Source organism: Streptomyces sp. NBC_00239 (assembly GCF_036194065.1).
GTDB lineage: Bacteria > Actinomycetota > Actinomycetes > Streptomycetales > Streptomycetaceae > Streptomyces.
In genome coordinates, this window is record NZ_CP108095.1 from 5030449 (window position 1) to 5053566 (window position 23118).

The 23118-nt window shown below is 70.0% G+C and carries 16 protein-coding genes and 3 rRNA genes; 12 read left to right on the forward strand and 7 right to left on the reverse strand.

The features are described 5' to 3' along the window. Positions 1–71: 71 nt before the first annotated feature. Positions 72–554, reverse strand: coding sequence for a metallopeptidase family protein (locus OG764_RS22185; RefSeq protein WP_328970166.1), 483 nt, complete (start codon positions 552–554; stop codon positions 72–74). Positions 555–765: 211 nt separating this feature from the next. On the opposite strand from OG764_RS22185, the gene OG764_RS22190 reads away from it, so the two are divergent. The 8 genes from OG764_RS22190 to OG764_RS22225 all read left to right on the forward strand — a co-directional run bounded on the left by OG764_RS22190 (position 766) and on the right by OG764_RS22225 (position 8834). After that, positions 766–1134, forward strand: coding sequence for a DUF3499 domain-containing protein (locus tag OG764_RS22190; protein WP_328970167.1), 369 nt, complete (start codon positions 766–768; stop codon positions 1132–1134). Between the two features lie 67 nt (positions 1135–1201). Beyond that, on the forward strand, positions 1202–2566 hold the full coding sequence (locus OG764_RS22195) for a phosphomannomutase/phosphoglucomutase (RefSeq protein WP_328970168.1): 1365 nt from the start codon (positions 1202–1204) through the stop codon (positions 2564–2566). Between the two features lie 113 nt (positions 2567–2679). Further along, positions 2680–2862 (forward strand): Trm112 family protein, encoded by a 183-nt coding sequence (locus OG764_RS22200; protein ID WP_328970169.1) that lies wholly within the window; start codon positions 2680–2682, stop codon positions 2860–2862. A gap of 17 nt (positions 2863–2879) precedes the next feature. After that, on the forward strand, positions 2880–4013 hold the full coding sequence (locus tag OG764_RS22205) for an SIS domain-containing protein (protein WP_328970170.1): 1134 nt from the start codon (positions 2880–2882) through the stop codon (positions 4011–4013). A gap of 72 nt (positions 4014–4085) precedes the next feature. Beyond that, positions 4086–5246 (forward strand): mannose-6-phosphate isomerase, class I, encoded by a 1161-nt coding sequence (gene manA, locus OG764_RS22210; protein WP_328970171.1) that lies wholly within the window; start codon positions 4086–4088, stop codon positions 5244–5246. Positions 5247–5338: 92 nt separating this feature from the next. After that, positions 5339–6304 (forward strand): cation diffusion facilitator family transporter, encoded by a 966-nt coding sequence (locus tag OG764_RS22215; RefSeq protein WP_328970172.1) that lies wholly within the window; start codon positions 5339–5341, stop codon positions 6302–6304. A 361-nt stretch (positions 6305–6665) separates the two neighbouring features. Then, a complete protein-coding gene (ahcY, locus tag OG764_RS22220) occupies positions 6666–8102 on the forward strand; it encodes an adenosylhomocysteinase (protein ID WP_328970173.1) in 1437 nt (478 codons plus the stop codon). A gap of 114 nt (positions 8103–8216) precedes the next feature. Continuing rightward, positions 8217–8834 (forward strand): hypothetical protein, encoded by a 618-nt coding sequence (locus tag OG764_RS22225; protein ID WP_328970174.1) that lies wholly within the window; start codon positions 8217–8219, stop codon positions 8832–8834. 43 nt (positions 8835–8877) lie between these two features. On the opposite strand, the gene OG764_RS22230 is transcribed toward OG764_RS22225, so the two are convergent. Next, positions 8878–9894 (reverse strand): RDD family protein, encoded by a 1017-nt coding sequence (locus tag OG764_RS22230; protein ID WP_328970175.1) that lies wholly within the window; start codon positions 9892–9894, stop codon positions 8878–8880. Positions 9895–10021: 127 nt separating this feature from the next. Here OG764_RS22230 and OG764_RS22235 point away from each other — a divergent pair, with 127 nt between their 5' ends. From OG764_RS22235 to rrf, 4 genes are all read left to right on the forward strand, one after another. Then, positions 10022–11029, forward strand: coding sequence for a stage II sporulation protein M (locus OG764_RS22235; RefSeq protein ID WP_328970176.1), 1008 nt, complete (start codon positions 10022–10024; stop codon positions 11027–11029). Positions 11030–11612: 583 nt separating this feature from the next. Beyond that, positions 11613–13136, forward strand: a 16S ribosomal RNA gene (locus tag OG764_RS22240). A 287-nt stretch (positions 13137–13423) separates the two neighbouring features. Further along, a 23S ribosomal RNA gene (locus OG764_RS22245) occupies positions 13424–16547 on the forward strand. A gap of 74 nt (positions 16548–16621) precedes the next feature. Continuing rightward, positions 16622–16738: ribosomal RNA gene (gene rrf / locus OG764_RS22250) — 5S ribosomal RNA — on the forward strand. Together the 16S, 23S and 5S rRNA genes form the textbook arrangement of a ribosomal RNA operon. 118 nt (positions 16739–16856) lie before the next feature. On the opposite strand, the gene OG764_RS22255 is transcribed toward rrf, so the two are convergent. The 5 genes from OG764_RS22255 to OG764_RS22275 all read right to left on the reverse strand — a co-directional run bounded on the left by OG764_RS22255 (position 16857) and on the right by OG764_RS22275 (position 22895). Next, the gene (locus OG764_RS22255) at positions 16857–18167 is read right to left on the reverse strand and encodes a DUF58 domain-containing protein (RefSeq protein ID WP_328970177.1); all 1311 of its coding nucleotides are present in this window, start codon (positions 18165–18167) and stop codon (positions 16857–16859) included. After that, the gene (locus tag OG764_RS22260) at positions 18167–19159 is read right to left on the reverse strand and encodes an AAA family ATPase (protein WP_328970178.1); all 993 of its coding nucleotides are present in this window, start codon (positions 19157–19159) and stop codon (positions 18167–18169) included. Before OG764_RS22260 ends, OG764_RS22255 begins: the two co-directional genes overlap by 1 nt. Next, positions 19156–20439 (reverse strand): DUF4350 domain-containing protein, encoded by a 1284-nt coding sequence (locus OG764_RS22265; RefSeq protein WP_328970179.1) that lies wholly within the window; start codon positions 20437–20439, stop codon positions 19156–19158. The genes OG764_RS22260 and OG764_RS22265 overlap by 4 nt, the downstream gene beginning before the upstream one ends. Before the next feature lie 259 nt (positions 20440–20698). After that, positions 20699–21379 (reverse strand): DUF4129 domain-containing protein, encoded by a 681-nt coding sequence (locus tag OG764_RS22270; RefSeq protein WP_328973119.1) that lies wholly within the window; start codon positions 21377–21379, stop codon positions 20699–20701. Between the two features lie 217 nt (positions 21380–21596). Then, positions 21597–22895: a DUF7544 domain-containing protein gene (locus OG764_RS22275; RefSeq protein ID WP_328970180.1), complete on the reverse strand. Its 1299-nt coding sequence runs from the start codon at positions 22893–22895 to the stop codon at positions 21597–21599. Positions 22896–23118 lie beyond the last annotated feature (223 nt).

Below are 23118 nucleotides of genomic sequence, written 5' to 3' on the forward strand. Positions count from 1 at the left end.
GAAACCTCCCGTCCGGGGCCGGCGCACCCCACGGGGTGGACCCGTACGGGTTACGCGACCCCCGGGCCCGCTCAGTCCCCGTCCGGCCCGTCCTGCCCGTACCGCGGGTCCACCGTCTCGGGGGACAGCCCCAGCAGCTCGGCGACCTGCTCGACCACGATCTCGTGCACCAGCAGCGCCCGGTCGTCGCGGGTCTTCGAGCGGATCTCCACCGGCCGCCGGTAGACGACGATCCGGGCCGGCCGGCCCTCCTGCGCCGCGACCATCCCGCCCAGCGGCACCGCCTCGTCGTTCCAGCCGCTGTCCGGGCCGCCCGGCCGCGGTACCTCCACCACCAGGAAATCCACGTCCGCGAGCTGAGGGAACCGCCGCTCCAGCCGCTCGACCGAGTCCTGCACGAGATCACCGAAGAGCTGGGCCCGGCTCGCCGACAACGGCACCTGAGGGGGCGCCACCGGGCCGCGCATGCCCCGGCCGTGCCGGTCGCGGCGGCGGATCCGGGGATCGCCGGGCCGCTCGCCGGCGCCGGTGCTGGGAGGTACGGAGCTGTCCATCACCCCCGCAGGGTAGCCCTCGGCGGGCCCGTCGGCCCGGCGGTCGCGCCCCCGCCGCCCCGGCCGGCCGGCACCCCGCCCGCGGCCCCCGCCCGAGGCCGCCGCCCGGGCCCCGAGGGCCCGCTGTGGCCGGGATCACGGCACGACACGGGGGAGTGAGCGGGGGGCGAGTCGTCGCGGCCCGGTCAAGAGTGCGGTACCGTCCAACGTCGTGAGCCCTGTACGTCGCTGTTCGCGCACCGCGTGCGGCCGCCCTGCCGTCGCAACACTGACGTACGTCTACGCCGACTCGACCGCAGTTCTCGGCCCGCTCGCCACCTATGCCGAACCCCACTGCTACGACCTGTGCGCCGAGCACTCCGAGCGCCTGACCGCCCCGCGCGGCTGGGACGTCGTCCGGCTGTCCGACGGCTCCGCGCCGTCACGCCCCAGCGGCGACGACCTCGAAGCCCTCGCCAACGCCGTCCGCGAAGCCGCCCGTCCGCACGGCCGCCCCGCCGGAGCGGCCGGCGGCACCACGCCCGGCCCCGCCGGAGAACCCCGCCGCCACCTGCGGGTCCTGCGCTCACCCGACTCCTGAGGGCTGGGGTTCACCTCCGGCGGGTAGGTTTGGGGCGACCGCACCGGACCTCAGGAGGGCAGGCCACGTGACTGCTGATCTGTCGCAGATCGTCAAGGCGTACGACGTACGCGGGATCGTCCCCGACCAGTGGGACGCATCGCTCGCGGAACTCTTCGGCGCCGCGTTCGTACAGGTCACGCAGGCCTCGGCGATCGTCGTCGGACACGACATGCGCCCCTCGTCGCCCGGCCTCTCGCAGGCCTTCGCGCGCGGCGCGGCCGCTCTCGGCGCCGACGTCACCGAGATCGGCCTCTGCTCCACCGACCAGCTGTACTTCGCCTCCGGCGACCTCGGCCTGCCCGGCGCGATGTTCACCGCCTCGCACAACCCGGCCCAGTACAACGGCATCAAGATGTGCCGCGCCGGCGCCGCCCCGGTCGGCCAGTCCACCGGCCTCGACGAGATCCGCTCCCTGGTCGAGGCATGGTCCGAGAAGGGCGCCCCGTCGCCGGCCCCCGTCGCCGGCAAGGTCACCCGCCGCGAGACCCTCGGCGACTACGCCGCCCACCTCAAGTCCCTGGTCGACCTCACCTCGATCCGCCCCCTCAAGGTGGTCGTGGACGCGGGCAACGGCATGGGCGGCCACACCGTGCCCACCGTCCTGGCCGGGCTCCCGCTCACCGTGATCCCGATGTACTTCGAGCTGGACGGCACCTTCCCCAACCACGAGGCCAACCCCCTCGACCCCAAGAACATCGTCGACCTCCAGGCGCGCGTCCTCGCCGAAGGCGCCGACCTGGGCCTGGCCTTCGACGGCGACGCCGACCGCTGCTTCGTCGTCGACGAGCGCGGCGAAGGCGTCTCCCCGTCGGCCATCACCGCCCTCGTCGCCGCCCGCGAGTTGGCCCGCCACGGCGGCTCCGGCACCGTGATCCACAACCTGATCACCTCCTGGTCCGTCCCCGAAGTGGTCCGCGAGCACGGCGGCACCCCGGTGCGCACCCGCGTCGGCCACTCCTTCATCAAGGAGGAGATGGCCCGCACCGGCGCCATCTTCGGCGGCGAGCACTCGGCGCACTACTACTTCAAGGACTTCTGGAACGCCGACACCGGCATGCTGGCGGCCCTGCACGTGCTCGCCGCCCTCGGCGGCCAGCAGACCCCGCTGTCCGCGCTGGTCTCCTCCTACGACCGGTACCGCGGCTCCGGCGAGATCAACTCCACCGTCGCCGACCAGGCCGGCCGGCTCGCCGCGATCCGCGCCGAGTACGCCGGCCGCGAGGGCACCCGGCTGGACGAGCTGGACGGCCTCACCGTCACCACCGACTCCTGGTGGTTCAACGTCCGGCCCTCCAACACCGAGCCGCTGCTCCGCCTGAACGTCGAGGCCCGCGACGAGGCCACCCTGGCCGACGTGCGCGACGAGGTCCTCGCCCTCATCCGGGCATGAACCCCGCCCGCCCACGGGCCGGAAGCCGCCCACGAGGCCGCACCCCGGCCCGTGCGGCGGTACGCTGACCTGGCCCTGACCGCACCGCACAGCCCGTTCCGAAGGGACACCTCATGCCGCTCGAAGCCGGCCTTCTGGAGATCCTCGCCTGCCCCGCCTGCCACTCGCCGCTCCAGGACGAGTCCAAGGCCGAGACGCCCGAGCTGATCTGCACCGGCAAGGACTGCGGCCTGGCGTACCCGGTACGCGACGGCATCCCCGTACTCCTCGTCGACGAGGCCCGCCGACCCGCCTGATCCGACCGGAGGCCGTCATGCTCGACGAGTCGCTGCTCGACGCCCCCGAGGCCCTCGCCCGGGCGGACCGCCGCGGACTGCTCCGCGGCGCCGCCGAGGCCGGGGCCCGGGTCCGCACCGCGGCCCGGCACGCCACCGAGGCGGGCCTCGCCGACCTTCGCCCGGACGGCCGGCCACGCGCCGTCCTGATCGCCGGACCCGGCACCGCCGCCACCGGCGTCGCCGACCTGCTGGGCGCCCTCGCCGGCGCCTCGGCCCCCGTCACCCGGCTGCGCCCCAGCGGCGTGGCCCCCGCCGCCGGAGCACTGCGCTGGGTGCTGCCCGGCTGGGCCGGCCCCGTCGACCTGCTGCTCCTCGTCACCATCGACGGCAGCGAACCCGGCCTCGCGGCCCTCGCCGAGCAGGCGTACCGGCGCGGCTGCACCGTCGTCGCCGTCGCCCCCGAGCGTTCGCCGCTCGCCGAGGCGGTGGCCGGCGCCCACGGACTGCACGTCCCGATGGCCAAGGCCCCGCACCAGGAGTACGACGAGAGCGCCGCGGCCGGACCCGGAGCCCTGTGGGCGCTGCTCACCCCGCTCCTCGTCCTCCTCGACCGGGTCGGCCTGATCGCCGCGTCACCCGGCACCCTCCAGTTGGTCGCCGACCGGCTCGACCGCACCGCCGAACGCTGCGGCCCGGCCATCGCGACGTACGGCAACCCGGCCAAGACGCTCGCCGCCGAGCTCGCCGACTCCCTCCCGTTGATCTGGACGGAAGGCGACGGCGCCGGGCCCGCCGGCCGGCGCTTCGCCGCCACCCTCGCGGAACTCGCCGGCCGCCCGGCACTCGCCGCCCAGCTGCCCGAGGCCCTGCCCGCCCACGGTGTGCTGCTCGCCGGAGCGTTCGCCGCCGGCGCCGACCCCGACGACTTCTTCCGCGACCGGGTCGACGAGCCCCAGGCCCTGCACGCCCGGGTCGTCCTGCTGCGCGACCGGCCGGCCGGCGGACTCACCGCCGCGCCCGCCGCCCGCGAGCTCGCCCTCAGCCACGACACGGCCGTCAGCGAACTCGAACCCGAGGAGGGCACCGAGCTCGAACTGCTCGCCGAACTCCTCGCCGTCACGGACTTCGCCACCGCCTACCTGGCGCTGGCCTCAGGGGGACGTCCCTAGAGGCGTACCGAACGGAGGGCCGGCGCACCCACCACGCACCGGTCCTCCTCCCTCCTCCCAGGAAGACGACCGATGGACCGCCTCTCGAACACCGTCCGCCCCTACGCCTGGGGATCGCCGACCGCCCTACCCGGCCTGCTCGGGGTGGCGCCGACGGGAGAGCCGCAGGCCGAGATGTGGATGGGCGCCCACCCCGGGGCGCCCTCCCGGCTGGACCGCGGATCCGGTGCGACGACCCTCGCGGACGTCATCGCCGCCGATCCCGAGGGCGAACTCGGCGCCGCCGTCGTGGCCCGGTTCGGCCCGCGGCTGCCGTTCCTCCTCAAGATCCTCGCGGCGGGCGCCCCGCTGTCCCTCCAGGTCCACCCGGACCTCGCCCAGGCACGCGAAGGCCACGCGGCCGAGGAGCGCCGCGGCATCCCCGTCGACGCCCCGCACCGCAACTACAAGGACGCCAACCACAAGCCCGAACTGATCTGCGCGCTCACCCCCTTCGAGGGGCTGTGCGGCTTCCGGCCGCCGCTGGAGGCCGCCGAACTGCTCTCCGGCCTGGAAGTCGACTCCCTCAAGCCGTACGTGGACCTGCTGCACGCCCACCCCGAGGAGGCGGCGCTGCGCGAGATGCTCACCGCCGTACTGAGCGCCGACCGCGAGGAGATGGCGCACACGGTCACCGAGGCCACGGCCGCCGCCGAGCGACTGGGCGGCCCGTACACCCCGTACGCCTCGATCGCGCACCACTACCCCGGCGACCCGGGCGTCATCGCCGCGATGCTGCTGCACCACGTACAACTCCAGCCCGGCGAGGCCATGTTCCTCGGGGCCGGCATCCCGCACGCCTACCTGGACGGCATGGGCATCGAGATCATGGCCAACTCGGACAACGTGCTGCGCTGCGGTCTCACCCCCAAGCACGTCGACGTACCCGAACTGCTGAACATCGTCCGTTTCGAGACGTCCGACCCCGGCGTGCTGCGACCCGAGGCCGACGGCGGCGAAGAGGTCTACGAGACCCCCGTCGACGAGTTCCGGCTCTCCCGGTTCGTCCTCGCCGAAGGCGCCGCCGCCCACCGCCTCCCGGCCGGCACCCCGCAGGTCCTGCTGTGCACGGCCGGCTCGCCCACCATCGGCGAACTGACCCTGGCCCCGGGCGAGTCCGTGTTCGTCCCTGCGGGAGAAACGGCCGAATTGTCCGGCAGCGGCACGGTCTTCCGCGCCACAGTGGTGGCCTGACGTACCGTCCGTGCCGACGGCTGCAACAATGTGCGGCCGTACCGCGACCGGCTGGAAAGAGCCGCCGCACCGAGGAAGGGACAACCCGCACCATGAGCGCGTCAGGCGGAACCAAGGCGATCGTGGCGGCACTCGCCGCCAACCTCGCCATCGCGGTAGCCAAGTTCGTGGCGTTCCTCTTCAGCGGGTCGTCCTCGATGCTCGCGGAGAGCGTCCACTCGCTCGCCGACTCCGGCAACCAGGGCCTGCTGCTCCTCGGCGGCAAGAAGGCCCAGCGCGAGGCGACCCCGCAGCACCCCTTCGGGTACGGACGCGAGCGCTACATCTACGCCTTCCTCGTCTCCATCGTGCTCTTCACCGTCGGCGGCATGTTCGCCATCTACGAGGGCATCGAGAAGATCAAGGACCCGCACGCGATCGAGGCCTGGTACTGGCCGGTCGGCGTCCTCGTCTTCGCGATCATCGCGGAGTCCTTCTCCTTCCGCACCGCGATCAAGGAGTCGAACCAGATCCGCGGCGCGCAGACCTGGAGCCAGTTCGTCAAGCGCGCCAAGGCCCCCGAGCTTCCCGTAGTACTCCTGGAGGACCTCGGCGCGCTCGTCGGCCTGGTCCTCGCCCTGGCCGGCGTCGGCATCGCCCTGATCACCGGCGACGGCGTCTGGGACGGCATCGGCACCCTGTGCATCGGTGTCCTGCTCATCGTGATCGCGATCGTGCTCGCCGCCGAGACCAAGTCGCTGCTGCTCGGCGAGGCCGCCGGCACCGAAGAGGTCGAGAAGATCAAGGCCGCGCTCGTCGACGGCGAGACCGTCACCGCCCTCATCCACATGCGCACCCTGCACCTCGGTCCCGAGGAACTGCTCGTCGCCGCCAAGATCGCCGTCCAGCACGACGACACGGCGACCGAAGTCGCCCACGCGATCAACGCCGCCGAGGACCGGATCCGTGCGGCCGTCCCCATCGCCCGCGTGATCTACCTCGAGCCGGACATCTACAACGAGGCCGCCGCCGCGGCAGGCACCAACCCGGCCGTCACCCCGGGCGGCCCCGGCGCCTGACGACCGGCCCGCGCGCACGACCGCCCGGCGCACGACGGTACGAGGAGGGCCCCCGCAGCGCATCTGCCGCGGGGGCCCTCTCCTCGTGGGCAGGGGACGCAGCAAAGGTCCGAAAGGACCGAACCGGACCCTCCTGTCGGCCCTGAAACCCGCCACGACTTGACCACGATCCGCTGGGGCCGATCGGCCGTTCGGTGTAGATTCGACCCCAGTGTCAGGCGTCGCTGCTGATGGCGGTCGGGCGGTCCACAGGACCGGCCGAGAGGAGAGAGGGCCTCCGACGGACTGCGCTTCGTGCGCCGGTCACGGTGCACGAGTCAGCCGTACCCTCTCGCACCCACCATCACCGAGGAGCACACGCATGGACTTCAAGGTCGCCGACCTTTCGCTGGCCGCGTTCGGCCGCAAGGAGATCACCCTCGCCGAGCACGAGATGCCCGGCCTGATGTCGATCCGCAAGGAGTACGCCGCCACGCAGCCGCTGGCCGGCGCCCGCATCACCGGCTCCCTGCACATGACCGTGCAGACCGCCGTCCTGATCGAGACGCTCGTCGCCCTCGGCGCCGACGTCCGCTGGGCCTCCTGCAACATCTTCTCCACCCAGGACCACGCGGCCGCCGCCATCGCCGTCGGCCCGAACGGCACCCCGGAGAACCCCCAGGGCGTCCCGGTCTTCGCCTGGAAGGGCGAGACCCTGGAGGAGTACTGGTGGTGCACGGAGCAGGCCCTGACCTGGCCGAACACGCCCACCGGCGGCCCGAACATGATCCTCGACGACGGCGGTGACGCCACCCTCCTGGTCCACAAGGGCGTCGAGTTCGAGAAGGCCGGCTCGGCTCCGGACCCCTCGACCGCGGACAGCGAGGAGTACGCGTACATCCTCACGCTGCTCAACCGCACCCTGGCGGAGTCCCCGCAGAAGTGGACGCAGCTCGCGTCCGAGATCCGCGGTGTCACCGAGGAGACCACCACCGGCGTGCACCGTCTCTACGAGATGATGCAGTCCGGCGACCTGCTCTTCCCGGCGATCAACGTGAACGACGCCGTCACCAAGTCGAAGTTCGACAACAAGTACGGCTGCCGCCACTCCCTCATCGACGGCATCAACCGCGCCACCGACGTCCTCATCGGCGGCAAGGTCGCGGTCGTCTTCGGTTACGGCGACGTCGGCAAGGGCTGTGCCGAGTCCCTCCGCGGCCAGGGCGCGCGCGTCATCGTCACCGAGATCGACCCGATCTGCGCCCTGCAGGCCGCCATGGACGGCTACCAGGTCGCCACGCTGGACGACGTCGTCGAGATCGCCGACATCTTCATCACCACGACCGGCAACAAGGACATCATCATGGCCACGGACATGGCCAAGATGAAGCACCAGGCCATCGTCGGCAACATCGGCCACTTCGACAACGAGATCGACATGGCCGGCCTCGCCAAGGTCCCGGGCATCGTCAAGGACGAGGTCAAGCCGCAGGTCCACACCTGGACGTTCCCCGACGGCAAGGTCCTGATCGTGCTGTCCGAGGGCCGCCTGCTGAACCTCGGCAACGCGACCGGCCACCCGTCCTTCGTGATGTCGAACTCCTTCGCGGACCAGACCCTGGCCCAGATCGAGCTCTTCACCAAGCCGGAGGAGTACCCGACCGGCGTCTACGTGCTCCCCAAGCACCTCGACGAGAAGGTCGCCCGCCTCCACCTCGACGCGCTGGGCGTCAAGCTCACCACGCTCCGCCCGGAGCAGGCCGAGTACATCGGCGTCAAGGTCGAGGGCCCGTACAAGGCCGACCACTACCGCTACTGATCCGCCCCCGCGCCGGCCGCACTCCGGCCGGCGCGCGGCAGCACCAGCACCCAGGCAGGCCCCCGGCACCCGTTGCCGGGGGCCTGCCGGGTACGGCAGACGTCAGGAACCCCCATGCCCCGCGGCCGCTATTCGCTCCACGACCCGCACGACCACACCCCCCTCGGTGAAGAGCACTTCCACTGCGCCCCCGGCCCCTCCGGCTGGCGCTACGTCTCACAGATCACCACCCCCTCCGGCGACCACGCGGGCTCCGTCGACCTGGCCGTCGACGAACTCGGCCGCCCCATCCGCCTCGAACTGCACGCCGCGAGCTGGCAGGTGCGCGGCGCCGCCATCGACGGCGTCACCTGGGTCCGCACCGACCCCACCGGCACCGAGGCCACCGAGGGCAACGTGCCCGCCCACGCCTTCACCGGCACCTCGCCGGCCTTCCTCGTGGCGACCGCCCGGCTGCTCCGCCTCACCCCCGGAGCCCCCGCGACCCGCGTCCGCCTCGTGCACTTCACCGACCCGGTCCTCGCCCCCCGCACCGTGGACCAGGCCTGGGCCCTGCTGAAGAGTGAAGCGCACAGCACCGACAGCGGCCCGCTGATGGTGGACGCGTACCAGGTCAGCGCCCTGGACACCGGGGAACAGCACACCGTTCACATCGCCGGCGACGTGGTCCTCTCGGCCCCCGGCATCGAACTGGAACACCTGGAAACCCCGCCCTCGGCCTTCCCCGACTAGCCGGGGCCGAAGGCGCACGGGGTCCACGACGGCGTACGGGGGTCTACGAGGGCGGCGCGAACCCGGTGGCCGGAGCCCCGGACGGCGTGTCCTGTGCATCCCGCCCGTCCCGCCCGGCAGCGGGCACATCCGACACCGCCGGGGCCGCCGGCGCCGGCTGCCCCGGGACCTGCTGCATCCCGTACGCCCCCGGAGCCTGCGGCTGCGCGTACCCGTACGCCTGCTGCCCGTGGGGAGCGTGCCCGTACCCGGGAGCGGGTCCCGCCACCGGGACCTGGTGCGGCGCCTGGTGCGACGGCTGGAACGGCCCACCCTGGCCGAAGGCGCGCCGCGCGTCACGGGACTGCCGCTCGTGCACCACCGCCGCCAGGTACGCGGCCGCCGGTATCCCGGGCGGCGCCGGGGTTCCCGTACACGCCACCAGGTCGTCGCCGAGCCGCGCCGCCATCGAGGCGGACACGTGCGGATCCAGCTGCCCCATCCGCGTCAGGTACTGCCGCACCGCGAGCCACAGGCCCTCCGGCACGGCCGACAGGTCGAGCTCCGTGAACTGCCCGGCGAGCCACGGCGGAGGCGGCGGCACGTACGCGTTCCGGCCGCCCGGCACCCGCTCCCGCACCACCAGCGTCCCCGCGAACACGTCACCGAGCCGCCGCCCGCGCGCCGACACCAGCGAGGCGATGCACGCCACCGTCCCGAAGGTCATCAGCAGCTCCACCACCCCGAGCGCCCCGCGTACCAGCGCGTGCCGGAACCGGATCGGACCGCCGTCGTCCCGCACCACCCGCAGCCCGCACATGAGCTTGCCCAGCGACCGCCCGCGGCTCAGCGTCTCGATCACGATCGGCACCCCGACCAGCGCCAGCAGGAACGTCGTGATCTGCACGGCCGTCTGCGCCGCCCCGTCCAGCGACCCGGTCGCCGCCAGCAGCCCCATCGACACCACGAGGAACACGGTCCACTGCACGACCATGTCGATCACGATCGCCAGCGCCCGGCTGGGCAGCCGGGCCGGCTGTACCCCCAGTACGACCGCGTCCCCCGTCACCAGACCGCTCACCGATGCCCGCCCTTCTCGCCGTGCCGGGCCGCGCCCTGCCCTGCCCCGTGGTCATCAAGTCTGCCAAGCTGACCGCAGTACGTCAGCAGCGGACACACAGCGCACCTGGGGCAGGAGCATCAGCCGGATGGATCTCGACGTCTTCGTCACCGCCCACCGGGCCGAATGGGAACGCCTGGAACAGCTCCTGCGCCGCGGCCGCCGGCTGACCGGCGCCGAGGCCGACGAACTCGTCACCCTCTACCAGCGCACCGCCACCCACCTGTCGCTGATCCAGTCCAGCGCCCCCGACCCGATGCTCACCGGCCGGCTCACCCAGCTCGTGGCCCGGGCGCGGGCCACCGTCACCGGCGCCCGCCGGGCGAGCTGGCGCGACGCGGCCCGCTTCTTCACCGCCGGATTCCCCGCCGCCGTGTACCGCAGCCGGCACTGGTGGATCCCCACCGCTCTGCTCTCCACCGCGCTCGGCGCACTGATCGGCTGGTGGATCGCCGCACACCCCGAGGTCCAGGCTTCGATCGGCGCCCCGGCGTCCCTGCGCGAGATGACCCGGCCCGGCGGCCAGTACGAGACGTACTACTCCAGCCACCCGGCCGCGTCGTTCGCGGCGCAGGTGTGGACGAACAACGCCCAGGCCGCCGCCATGTGCCTGGTCCTCGGCGCCTTCCTGGGCCTGCCGGTGCTCTGGATCCTCTTCCAGAACATGCTGAACCTCGGGATCGGCATCGGACTCATGGCCTCGGCCGGCCGCCTCGACACCTTCCTCGGCCTGATCCTCCCGCACGGCCTGCTGGAGCTGACCGCGGTCTTCGTGGCCGCCGGCACCGGCCTCAAACTGGGCTGGACGGTCATCGACCCGGGCCCGCGCACACGCCGCGCCGCCCTCGCCGAGGAAGGCCGCGCCGCCCTGGGCATGGCGATCGGCCTGGCCGCGGTCCTGTTCGTCTCGGGCCTGATCGAAGGTTTCGTCACCCCGTCCGGCCTGCCCACCTGGGCCCGCATCGCCATCGGAGTCGCCGCCGAGGCCGCCTTCCTCGTCTACGTCTACGTGGTGGGCGGCCGCGCGGCCCGCGCGGGGGAGACGGGCGACGTGGATGCCGCGGACCAGAGCGCCACGCTGCCCGTCGCGGCCTGATGTGCGTACAAGCCTGCTGAGCTGCTAGTCTCCTCGTCGTCCCGCAAAGACCGTTGACACGGCCCGCGCGGGGAGGTAGATTCGAACGGTTGCCTCGGACTGGACAGTCCGACCGCGACCATCTAGAATTACTTCGCTCCCAGTCTGGAATCGAATTCCACAAGTTGGAGCACTCTCCGAATCCCATTGGATTTCGAAGCCGGAAAAACCCGGTGAGAACATCTGATAGAGTCGGAATCGCCGGAAAGGGAAAACGCGAAAGCGAAGAACCTGGAAAGCGCCGAGGAAGTCGGGCCCGAAAGAGTCTGATAGAGTCGGAAACGAAGGAAGCGCCCGGAGGAAAGCCCGAGAGGGTCAGTACAAAGGAAGCGTCCGCACCTTGAGAACTCAACAGCGTGCCAAAAATCAACGCCAGAAGTTGATACCCCGACTCACTTCGGTGAGTTGAGGTTCCTTTGAAAAAGTCCTGGCAGGTCTTCGGATCTGGCAGGCAACACTACAGCGAGGACGCTGTGGACGATCTGCCTTATTCCGGCGTGATCGTCCCGCTCTTGCGTGGTGTGCACCCGATTACGGGTAAACATTCACGGAGAGTTTGATCCTGGCTCAGGACGAACGCTGGCGGCGTGCTTAACACATGCAAGTCGAACGATGAAGCCCTTCGGGGTGGATTAGTGGCGAACGGGTGAGTAACACGTGGGCAATCTGCCCTTCACTCTGGGACAAGCCCTGGAAACGGGGTCTAATACCGGATAACACTCCTGCCTGCATGGGCGGGGGTTAAAAGCTCCGGCGGTGAAGGATGAGCCCGCGGCCTATCAGCTTGTTGGTGGGGTAATGGCCTACCAAGGCGACGACGGGTAGCCGGCCTGAGAGGGCGACCGGCCACACTGGGACTGAGACACGGCCCAGACTCCTACGGGAGGCAGCAGTGGGGAATATTGCACAATGGGCGAAAGCCTGATGCAGCGACGCCGCGTGAGGGATGACGGCCTTCGGGTTGTAAACCTCTTTCAGCAGGGAAGAAGCGAAAGTGACGGTACCTGCAGAAGAAGCGCCGGCTAACTACGTGCCAGCAGCCGCGGTAATACGTAGGGCGCAAGCGTTGTCCGGAATTATTGGGCGTAAAGAGCTCGTAGGCGGCTTGTCGCGTCGGATGTGAAAGCCCGGGGCTTAACCCCGGGTCTGCATTCGATACGGGCAGGCTAGAGTGTGGTAGGGGAGATCGGAATTCCTGGTGTAGCGGTGAAATGCGCAGATATCAGGAGGAACACCGGTGGCGAAGGCGGATCTCTGGGCCATTACTGACGCTGAGGAGCGAAAGCGTGGGGAGCGAACAGGATTAGATACCCTGGTAGTCCACGCCGTAAACGTTGGGAACTAGGTGTTGGCGACATTCCACGTCGTCGGTGCCGCAGCTAACGCATTAAGTTCCCCGCCTGGGGAGTACGGCCGCAAGGCTAAAACTCAAAGGAATTGACGGGGGCCCGCACAAGCGGCGGAGCATGTGGCTTAATTCGACGCAACGCGAAGAACCTTACCAAGGCTTGACATATACCGGAAAGCATTAGAGATAGTGCCCCCCTTGTGGTCGGTATACAGGTGGTGCATGGCTGTCGTCAGCTCGTGTCGTGAGATGTTGGGTTAAGTCCCGCAACGAGCGCAACCCTTGTCCTGTGTTGCCAGCATGCCCTTCGGGGTGATGGGGACTCACAGGAGACCGCCGGGGTCAACTCGGAGGAAGGTGGGGACGACGTCAAGTCATCATGCCCCTTATGTCTTGGGCTGCACACGTGCTACAATGGCCGGTACAATGAGCTGCGATACCGTGAGGTGGAGCGAATCTCAAAAAGCCGGTCTCAGTTCGGATTGGGGTCTGCAACTCGACCCCATGAAGTCGGAGTCGCTAGTAATCGCAGATCAGCATTGCTGCGGTGAATACGTTCCCGGGCCTTGTACACACCGCCCGTCACGTCACGAAAGTCGGTAACACCCGAAGCCGGTGGCCCAACCCTTGTGGAGGGAGCTGTCGAAGGTGGGACTGGCGATTGGGACGAAGTCGTAACAAGGTAGCCGTACCGGAAGGTGCGGCTGGATCACCTCCTTTCTAAGGAGCATATAGCCGACTGCGATCGAATGAATCGCACGGTTGCTCATGGGTGGAACGTTGATTAGTTGGCACAGTCAGAGTCTGAGAAACCGTGAGTACTGCTTCGGCGTGGAAATCGGGTTCGATGAAGTGACTGTGCTTGGCACGTTGTTGGGTATCTGAGGGTACGGCCGATTTGGTCGAACCTTCGCGATGCCGGCCCCAGTGAACTTGTTCTCTTGTAGAGCAGGGTGATGGGTGGCTGGTCGTTGCTTGAGAACTACACAGTGGACGCGAGCATCTGTGGCCAAGTTTTTAAGGGCGCACGGTGGATGCCTTGGCACCAGGAACCGATGAAGGACGTGAGAGGCCGCGATAGGCCCCGGGGAGCTGCCAACTGAGCTTTGATCCGGGGGTGTCCGAATGGGGAAACCCGGCAGTCGTCATGGGCTGTCACCCACTGCTGAACACATAGGCAGTGTGGAGGGAACGAGGGGAAGTGAAACATCTCAGTACCCTCAGGAAGAGAAAACAACCGTGATTCCGGGAGTAGTGGCGAGCGAAACCGGATGAGGCCAAACCGTATGCGTGTGATACCCGGCAGGGGTTGCGCATGCGGGGTTGTGGGAATTCTTTTGATCGGTCTGCCGGCCGGTCGGCGAGTCAGAAACCGTTGATGTAGTCGAAGGACATGCGAAAGGTCCGGCGTAGAGGGTAAGACCCCCGTAGACGAAACATCAGCGGCTTGCTTAAGAATCTCCCAAGTAGCACGGGGCCCGAGAAATCCCGTGTGAATCTGGCGGGACCACCCGCTAAGCCTAAATATTCCCTGGTGACCGATAGCGGATAGTACCGTGAGGGAATGGTGAAAAGTACCGCGGGAGCGGAGTGAAATAGTACCTGAAACCGTGTGCCTACAAGCCGTGGGAGCGTCGCGCATTGAGTTTACTCAATGCGTCGTGACTGCGTGCCTTTTGAAGAATGAGCCTGCGAGTTAGCGGTGTGTAGCGAGGTTAACCCGTGTGGGGAAGCCGTAGCGAAAGCGAGTCCGAATAGGGCGATTGAGTTGCACGCTCTAGACCCGAAGCGGAGTGATCTAGCCATGGGCAGGTTGAAGCGGAGGTAAGACTTCGTGGAGGACCGAACCCACCAGGGTTGAAAACCTGGGGGATGACCTGTGGTTAGGGGTGAAAGGCCAATCAAACTCCGTGATAGCTGGTTCTCCCCGAAATGCATTTAGGTGCAGCGTCGTGTGTTTCTTGCCGGAGGTAGAGCACTGGATAGGCGATGGGCCCTACCGGGTTACTGACCTTAGCCAAACTCCGAATGCCGGTAAGTGAGAGCACGGCAGTGAGACTGTGGGGGATAAGCTCCATGGTCGAGAGGGAAACAGCCCAGAGCATCGACTAAGGCCCCTAAGCGTACGCTAAGTGGGAAAGGATGTGGAGTCGCAGAGACAACCAGGAGGTTGGCTTAGAAGCAGCCACCCTTGAAAGAGTGCGTAATAGCTCACTGGTCAAGTGATTCCGCGCCGACAATGTAGCGGGGCTCAAGCGTACCGCCGAAGTCGTGTCATTGCAGTACATACCCCCAACGGGGACTGTGATGGGTAGGGGAGCGTCGTGTGCCGGGTGAAGCAGCAGCGGAAGCTAGTTGTGGACGGTTCACGAGTGAGAATGCAGGCATGAGTAGCGATACACACGTGAGAAACGTGTGCGCCGATTGACTAAGGGTTCCTGGGTCAAGCTGATCTGCCCAGGGTAAGTCGGGACCTAAGGCGAGGCCGACAGGCGTAGTCGATGGACAACCGGTTGATATTCCGGTACCCGCTTTGAAACGCCCAATATCGAATCAGGCGATGCTAAGTCCGTGAAGCCGTTCCGGACCCTTCGGGGAAAGGAAAGTGGTGGAGCCGACGAACCAGACTTGTAGTAGGTAAGCGATGGGGTGACGCAGGAAGGTAGTCCAGCCCGGGCGGTGGTTGTCCCGGGGTAAGGGTGTAGGCCGAGGGGTAGGCAAATCCGTCCCTCATTAAGGCTGAGACCTGATGCCGAGCCGATTGTGGTGAAGTGGATGATCCTATGCTGTCGAGAAAAGCCTCTAGCGAGTTTCATGGCGGCCCGTACCCTAAACCGACTCAGGTGGTCAGGTAGAGAATACCGAGGCGTTCGGGTGAACTATGGTTAAGGAACTCGGCAAAATGCCCCCGTAACTTCGGGAGAAGGGGGGCCATCACTGGTGATCGGATTTACTCCGTGAGCTGGGGGTGGCCGCAGAGACCAGCGAGAAGCGACTGTTTACTAAAAACACAGGTCCGTGCGAAGCCGTAAGGCGATGTATACGGACTGACGCCTGCCCGGTGCTGGAACGTTAAGGGGACCGGTTAGTGACCTTTCGGGGTTGCGAAGCTGAGAACTTAAGCGCCAGTAAACGGCGGTGGTAACTATAACCATCCTAAGGTAGCGAAATTCCTTGTCGGGTAAGTTCCGACCTGCACGAATGGCGTAACGACTTCTCGACTGTCTCAACCATAGGCCCGGTGAAATTGCACTACGAGTAAAGATGCTCGTTTCGCGCAGCAGGACGGAAAGACCCCGGGACCTTTACTACAGTTTGATATTGGTGTTCGGTTCGGCTTGTGTAGGATAGGTGGGAGACTTTGAAGCAGCCACGCCAGTGGTTGTGGAGTCGCCGTTGAAATACCACTCTGGTCGTGCTGGATGTCTAACCTCGGTCCGTGATCCGGATCAGGGACAGTGTCTGATGGGTAGTTTAACTGGGGCGGTTGCCTCCCAAAGAGTAACGGAGGCGCCCAAAGGTTCCCTCAGCCTGGTTGGCAATCAGGTGTTGAGTGTAAGTGCACAAGGGAGCTTGACTGTGAGACCGACGGGTCGAGCAGGGACGAAAGTCGGGACTAGTGATCCGGCGGTGGCTTGTGGAAGCGCCGTCGCTCAACGGATAAAAGGTACCCCGGGGATAACAGGCTGATCTTCCCCAAGAGTCCATATCGACGGGATGGTTTGGCACCTCGATGTCGGCTCGTCGCATCCTGGGGCTGGAGTCGGTCCCAAGGGTTGGGCTGTTCGCCCATTAAAGCGGTACGCGAGCTGGGTTTAGAACGTCGTGAGACAGTTCGGTCCCTATCCGCTGCGCGCGTAGGAATATTGAGAAGGGCTGTCCCTAGTACGAGAGGACCGGGACGGACGAACCTCTGGTGTGCCAGTTGTCCTGCCAAGGGCATGGCTGGTTGGCTACGTTCGGGAGGGATAACCGCTGAAAGCATCTAAGCGGGAAGCCTGCTTCAAGATGAGTATTCCCACCTCCTTGAGAGGGTAAGGCTCCCAGTAGACGACTGGGTTGATAGGCCAGATGTGGAAGCCCGGTAACGGGTGGAGCTGACTGGTACTAATAGGCCGAGGGCTTGTCCTCAGTTGCTCGCGTCCACTGTGTTAGTTCTGAAGTAACGAACCGTGTCCATGCCCGGTTGGTTAACTTCATAGTGTTTCGGTGGTCATAGCGTTAGGGAAACGCCCGGTTACATTCCGAACCCGGAAGCTAAGCCTTTCAGCGCCGATGGTACTGCAGGGGGGACCCTGTGGGAGAGTAGGACGCCGCCGAACAATCATTGTGGGAAAGCCCCGCACCTTATGGTGCGGGGCTTTTCTGCGTTCAGGGTCGGAAAGCGAAGACCCTTGGAAGGCCCCCTGACGGGGGCCTTTTTGCGTTCACGGGCGGACGTCAGAGGCGGCCGGCGGCCTTGAGGGCGAGGTAGGCGTCGGCCAGGGCGGGGGCGAGTTCCTCGGGGGTGGCGTCCACGACCGTGACGCCGTGCCGGGCCAGCTGGTCCGCGGTACGGCGGCGCTGTTCCTGGGCCTGGGCGCCGGCAGCGGCCTCGTAGACGGCCTCGGTGGTTCCGCGGGACTTCGTCATCCGCTCGATGTGCGGATCCGCGACGGAGGCCACCAGGACCGTGTGGCGCTGGGTGAGCTGCGGCAGGACCGGGAGCAGGCCCTCCTCGATGGGAGCCGCGTCCAGGCTGGTCAGGAGGACGACCAGGGAACGGCGCGGGGCGCTCTTGAGGATGGTGGACACCATCGTGCGGGTGTCCGTCTCGACCAGCTCGGGCTCCAGCGGGGCCATCGCGTTGACCAGGGCCGGCAGTACGTCGCGGGCGGCGCGGCCCTGGACGAGGGCGCGGACCCGGCGGTCGTGCGCCAGCAGGTCCACCCGGTCGCCCGCGCGGGCCGCCAGCGCGGCCAGCAGCAGGGCCGCGTCCATCGCCGAGTCCAGGCGGGGAGCGTCCCCGACCCGGCCGGCCGACGTGCGGCCCGTGTCCAGGCAGATCAGGATGTGGCGGTCCCGCTCCGGGCGCCAGGTGCGGACGGCGACGCGGGGGCGGCGGGCCGTCGCCCGCCAGTCGATCGAGCGGGTGTCGTCGCCGGGCACGTAATCGCGGAGGCTGTCGAACTCGGTTCCCTCACCGCGGGTCAGGACGCTGGTGCGGCCGTCCAGTTCGCGCAGGCGGGCCAGCTTCGACGGGAGGTGCTTGCGGCTGTTGAACGCGGGCAGCACCCGGACCGTCCAAGGCACGTCGTGGCCGCCCTGACGGGCCAGCAGGCCCAGCGGGCCGTACGAGCGGACCGTGACGCGGGCCGCGCGGCGGTCGCCGCGGCGGGTGGGGTGCAGGACGGTCGTGACGCGGCGGCGCTCGCCCGGCGGGACCGTCAGCCGGTGCCGTGACGCCGCGGACTCGGTGCCCGGCAGCCAGGAGCTCGGCGGCCAGGCGTCCCGGATCCGGGCCCGTAGCGTGCGGCTGCCGGTGTTCGTGACGGTCAGCCCGACCTCGGCGCTCTCGCCGAGGCGCACCGACGTGTCGCCGGAGCGGGCCAGGCGCAGGGTCCGTACCGGGGCGGCCAGCGCGTAGTCGCAGGCGCAGGCGAGGGCCAGCGGGCCGTTGACGGCGAGGATGCCGGTCCAGCTGGGCTCCAGCAGGCCCACCGGGAGGGTGCCGAGTGCCGCCAGCAGGGCGGCGCGTCCGGTGAGGGCCATCAGCGGGGGACGGGGACGTGGGTGAGGATCGCGGTGATGACCGAATCCGCGGTGACGCCCTCCATCTCGGCCTCGGGGCGCAGCTGGACGCGGTGCCGGAGCGTCGGCAGGGCGAGGGCCTTCACGTCATCGGGGATGACGTAGTCGCGGCCGGTGAGCCAGGCCCAGGCGCGGGCCGTGGAGAGCAGGGCGGTCGCACCGCGCGGCGAGACGCCGAGCGTCAGGGACGGGGACTCGCGGGTGGCGCGGCAGATGTCGACGACGTAGCCGGCGATCTCGGCGGACACCGCGGTACCGGCCACGGCCCGGCGGGCCGCCTCCAGGTCGGCGGGGCCGGCGACCGGGCGGACGCCGGCGGCCTTCAGGTCGCGGGGGTTGAAGCCCGCCGCGTGCCGGGTCAGTACGTCGATCTCGTCCTGGCGGCCGGGCAGCGGGACGGTCAGCTTCAGGAGGAAGCGGTCCAGCTGGGCCTCGGGGAGCGGGTAGGTGCCCTCGTACTCGACGGGGTTCTGGGTGGCCGCGACGAGGAACGGGTCGGGCAGCATCCTGGGCGTGCCGTCGACGGTGACCTGGCGTTCCTCCATGGCCTCCAGGAGGGAGGACTGGGTCTTGGGAGGGGTCCGGTTGATCTCGTCGGCGAGCATCAGGTTCGTGAAGACCGGGCCCTCCTGGAAGGAGAACTCGGCGGTGCGGGCGTCGTAGACGAGGGAGCCGGTGACATCGCTGGGCATCAGGTCCGGGGTGAACTGGACGCGCTTGGTGTCCAGCGCGAGGGAGGCCGCCAGGGCGCGCACCAGAAGGGTCTTCGCGACGCCGGGGACGCCTTCGAGGAGGACGTGGCCGCGGCAGAGCAGGGCGACCACGAGACCGGTGACGGCGGGGTCCTGGCCGACCACGGCCTTTCCGATCTCGGCGCGGAGCGCCTCCAGGGAGGCGCGGGCGCTGTCGGCGGAATCCGGGTGGGCCGCCTGGCCGGCGGGCTGGGCCGTCATGAAGTACGGACCTCTCTTTCGAGGGCGTCGAGGTGGTCGGCGAGCGCGACGAGTGCCGCGTCGTCGGCGGGAGCGGTACCGAAGAGGAGGGCGGCCGCGTCGGCCGGGGGCGTGGCCGACGCGGCGGTCGGGGCCGGGGCGGGCGTGCCGGCGCGGCCGGAGCGTACGGCGGACAGGGCCGGGAGGAGGGTGGCCGGGTCGTGGGCGCGGCCGGCGGGGACACCGAGCAGGCCGGCCAGCCGCGTACGGGTCGCCGCGCGCAGGACGGCGGCGGCGCGGTCGCGGGCGTCGGCCTTGCGGTAGAGGCGGGCGCGGCCCTCGGTGGCCTCGGAGGCGCGGATGGCGACCGGCAGCCGCTCGGCGACCAGCGGGCCGAGGCGGCGGGCCCGCCACAGGGCGGCGAGGCCGGCGGCAACGGCGAGCTGGAGCACGGCCCAGGACCAGCCGGCGGGGATCAGGTCGGCGAAGGAGCGCTGCGGGCCGGTGCCCTCGGTGAGAGCCGGGTCGGCGAGCGAGGGGAGGTACCAGACCAGGTGCGGGCGGGAGCCGAGGAGGTGGAGGGCCAGGGAGGCGTTGCCCCCCTCGGCCAGGCGCTCGTTGAGGAGGGGGGCGGGGGAGCCGAGGAGGACGGTGTCGCCGGCGGCGGGGGCCGTGGCGGGGAGGACGAGCAGGGTGGGCGTGCCGCCGGCGGGGTAGCAGCCGGTGGCGCGGGGGAGGCGGGTCGCGTAGCGGATGCCGTCGCCCGTCTCGGCGGGGCCGGCGGACACCGCGGCGGGCAGGGTGCAGGCGGGGTCCGCGGTGCCGGGGCCGGCCGGGGGCTCGGCGGTGACGCCGGGGGTGAGCGAGCCGAGGGCGGTGGGGCCGGGGGCGAGCAGGACGGTGCGGCCGCCGGCCAGGTCCATCGCGGTCTTGAGGGCGGCGCGCTGGTCCGCGGTGAGCAGGTCGGGGGCGGTGACCAGCAGGGTCGTGCCGGGGGCCGCCGCGGCGGCGGCCTCTTGGGACGTGGTCACGACACGGGTGTCGACGCCGCGGGCGGCCAGCAGCTCCGCCACGGCACGGCTGCCCTGCGGATCGGCCGAGCGGGGGTCGAGACGGCCGTGCGCGTCACCGGAGTTGAACGCGGCGATCGCGAAGCCGGCGATCAGCAGCACGGCGAGAGCGAGCAGCAGCCCGCGGGTGCTCAGCCAGATCTGCCGCGGACTGCGCGCGGTGGACGTCCGGGGGCCGTCGGGGGCCGGGGGCGCGGTGGGCCGGGCGGGGATGGTCGTGGGAGTGGTCATCGGCCGGCCGCCGGGGTAGGGACGGGGGTGGAGTCGCCGCCGGGGTGGGGAGTGTTGCGCTCGAACGTGCGGGGCCCGGGGGTGGCCGGGTGGGCGCCTGCGGCGCGGGGGAGGGCGTGCCGGGGGTGCCGGGAGTGGCCGCGCGGGGGCGTGCCGGGTTCGGCGGTGGGCGGCGTCATCGGTGGGCCGGCCGGGTGGGGGTGGAGGGCGTGCCGGGACGTGCGACTTCGGGGCGTGCCGGGTTCGGCGGAGGGGGTCTTCATCGGTGGGCCGCCCGGGGGAGGGTGGGGGTGGTGCGGGCGAGGGCCGTGTCGAGGTCGCGGAGGCGGGCGTACGCGTCGGGGGTCGCGGTGCGGCCGCCGTAGGTGACGTCGTCGAACTCGCGGGCCGCGGCGCGCAGGTCCGCGGTGTGGGCGGGCAGCGTGCGGGCGGCCTCGGCGGCCGCCTCGTCGGCCGTACGGCCCGGGCGGGGGTCGAGGAGGGTGCGTTCCTCAAGGGAGCGGACGACGGCGCGCATGCGTTCCTGTACGGCCTCGGTCCAGTGGCCGGCGGCCGCGTGCGCCTCGGCGGCGGTGCGGTGGTCGGCGGCGCTGCGCGGGCCCTCGGTGAAGAGGGTGCCCGCCGTGGCGGCGGCGGACCGGCGGGGGGTGCCGAGCCGCCACCAGAGGGCGGCGATGAGCAGGACGGCCACGGCCACGATGGCCACGAGACCCGGGGTGCCGCCGGGGGAGACCTCCGAGGCGGCGCCGAGGAGATCGCCCACCCAGTCCCAGAAGGCCCGCAGGGCCCGTTCCAGGAGCCCCGGGTCGTTCTCGTGGTAGGCGGGCCGGGACAGCTCGCGTTCGGCCGCCTCCTGGGCGGGCACGCGCGGGAGCGTCACCGGCGGGCCGTCCGTGGCGTACGCGGCCGGGGTGAGCGCCGTACCGCCGGACGCGTCCAGGGCGAAGGCCGTGCCACCGGACGGGTCCGGACCGAGGGCCGTGAAACCGGATGAGTCCGGCGCGAGGGCCGTGGCCGGCGCGGGCGGTGCGTCGGGCGTGGCCGGTGTGCCGGGTGGGCCGGTGGGTGCGCCGCCGGGGCGGAGCGTGTGTGCGGTGAGCTCGTGCAGCCCGGTGAGCAGGGCGTGGGCGAGCGGTCCCCCCGTCGCTGTCACCGCATCAGCCCCCGGTGGCGGCGGTCGACGGTCCGGGGCCGCCGTAGTTCTGGAGGCCGGCGGCGCGGGCCAGTTCCAGGTCCAGGGCCTCGCGGCGGATGCGCTGGTCGATGTAGAGCAGAACCGTCACGCCCGCGTTGATCGGCATGGTGATCGTCAGGGCGATGACCGCGCCGATGGCGGAGATGATCAGGAAGCCCCAGCCGAATTCGGCGGTGCCCTCGAGGATCCCGTTCATGCCGTCGCCCGTCAGGGCCATCGCGGCGAACGTGAACGGCAGGATGATGATGCCCGCCACGATGCTGGTGAGGATCTGGGTGAGCAGGGTGATGCCGAAGACCCGCCACCAGGAGCCGCGTACGAGCTTCGCCGAGCGGCCCAGCGCCTTGAAGACGCCCTGCTTCTCCAGCATCAGCGCGGGCGAGGCGAGTGCGAAGCGGATCCACAGCCAGACGGTGACCAGGACGCCGGCGAGGCCGCCCAGGACGCCGAGCGGCCAGCTGCCGGCGAGGACGCCGGGCAGGATGCCCACCGCGATGATCGCCACGCCCATCAGGCCGACCAGCAGGGTCAGCCCGGTGAGCTTCAGGAGCTGCGGGCGGGCCTCGCGCCAGACGGGCCCGATCGCCGAGGACTGGCCGAGTACCGCCCGGCTGAAGACCATGGTGAGAGTGGCGGTGGCGATGATCGTGCCGATCAGTGTGATCACCTGGGCGACGGCGCTCGCGCCGATCGAGCTGCCCAGCTGGTCGAAGACCTCGTCGAGCTCGCCCGGGTCGCCCGGCTCGGCCGGGCCCATGCCGGCGTTCTCGAAGAAGAAGCCCTGCACCAGGGTGATCGCGAGCTGCGTGACCACGGCGAAGGCGAGCGTGATGCCGAGGACCGTGCGCCAGTGCTCGCGCATCGTGGTCACCGCGCCGTCGAGGATCTCGCCGACGGCCAGCGGCCGCAGCGGGATCACACCGGGCTTGGCGGCCGGCGGCCGGCCCCAGGCGGGACCGCCGCCCCAGCCGGCCTGCGGGGCACCACCGGGGTGCGGGTTGCCGCCCCAGCCGCCCTGCGGGGGCTGCGGGGCGGGACCTCCGGGGACGGGTCCGGGCGCGGCGCCTCCGGGTCCGGGGGCGCTCCACTGGCCCGGCGGCGGCTGTTCCTTCGACCACTTCGGGCCGGGCGCGGGGCCGGAGCCCGTGCCGTCCCGGCCGGTGGGAGGAGTGCCGTCGGAGCCGGCGGATGCGGCCGCGTCGGGCCGCTCGCCGTCGGACGGGGAGGATCCGGGCGAAGCCCAGCCCGGAGAGTCGTTCATCGTCGCTCCTTCGTGTGCCCGCACGGTCGCGAGGCGCTGGTCGGCTGCCATCGTGCCATGCGGGATCCACGGGCGGACCGGCCCCCGCAGCCCCTTTCGTCACCCCGTTCTCCCGGGCGCCTTCATTTGTCACCCGTGGACCGGGCAGACTGGGGGGCCAGACCACCTCGGGCGGCGGAAGCGGAACCGTGCGCCGCCCCTCTGTGTGCCAGCTCACCGCCAG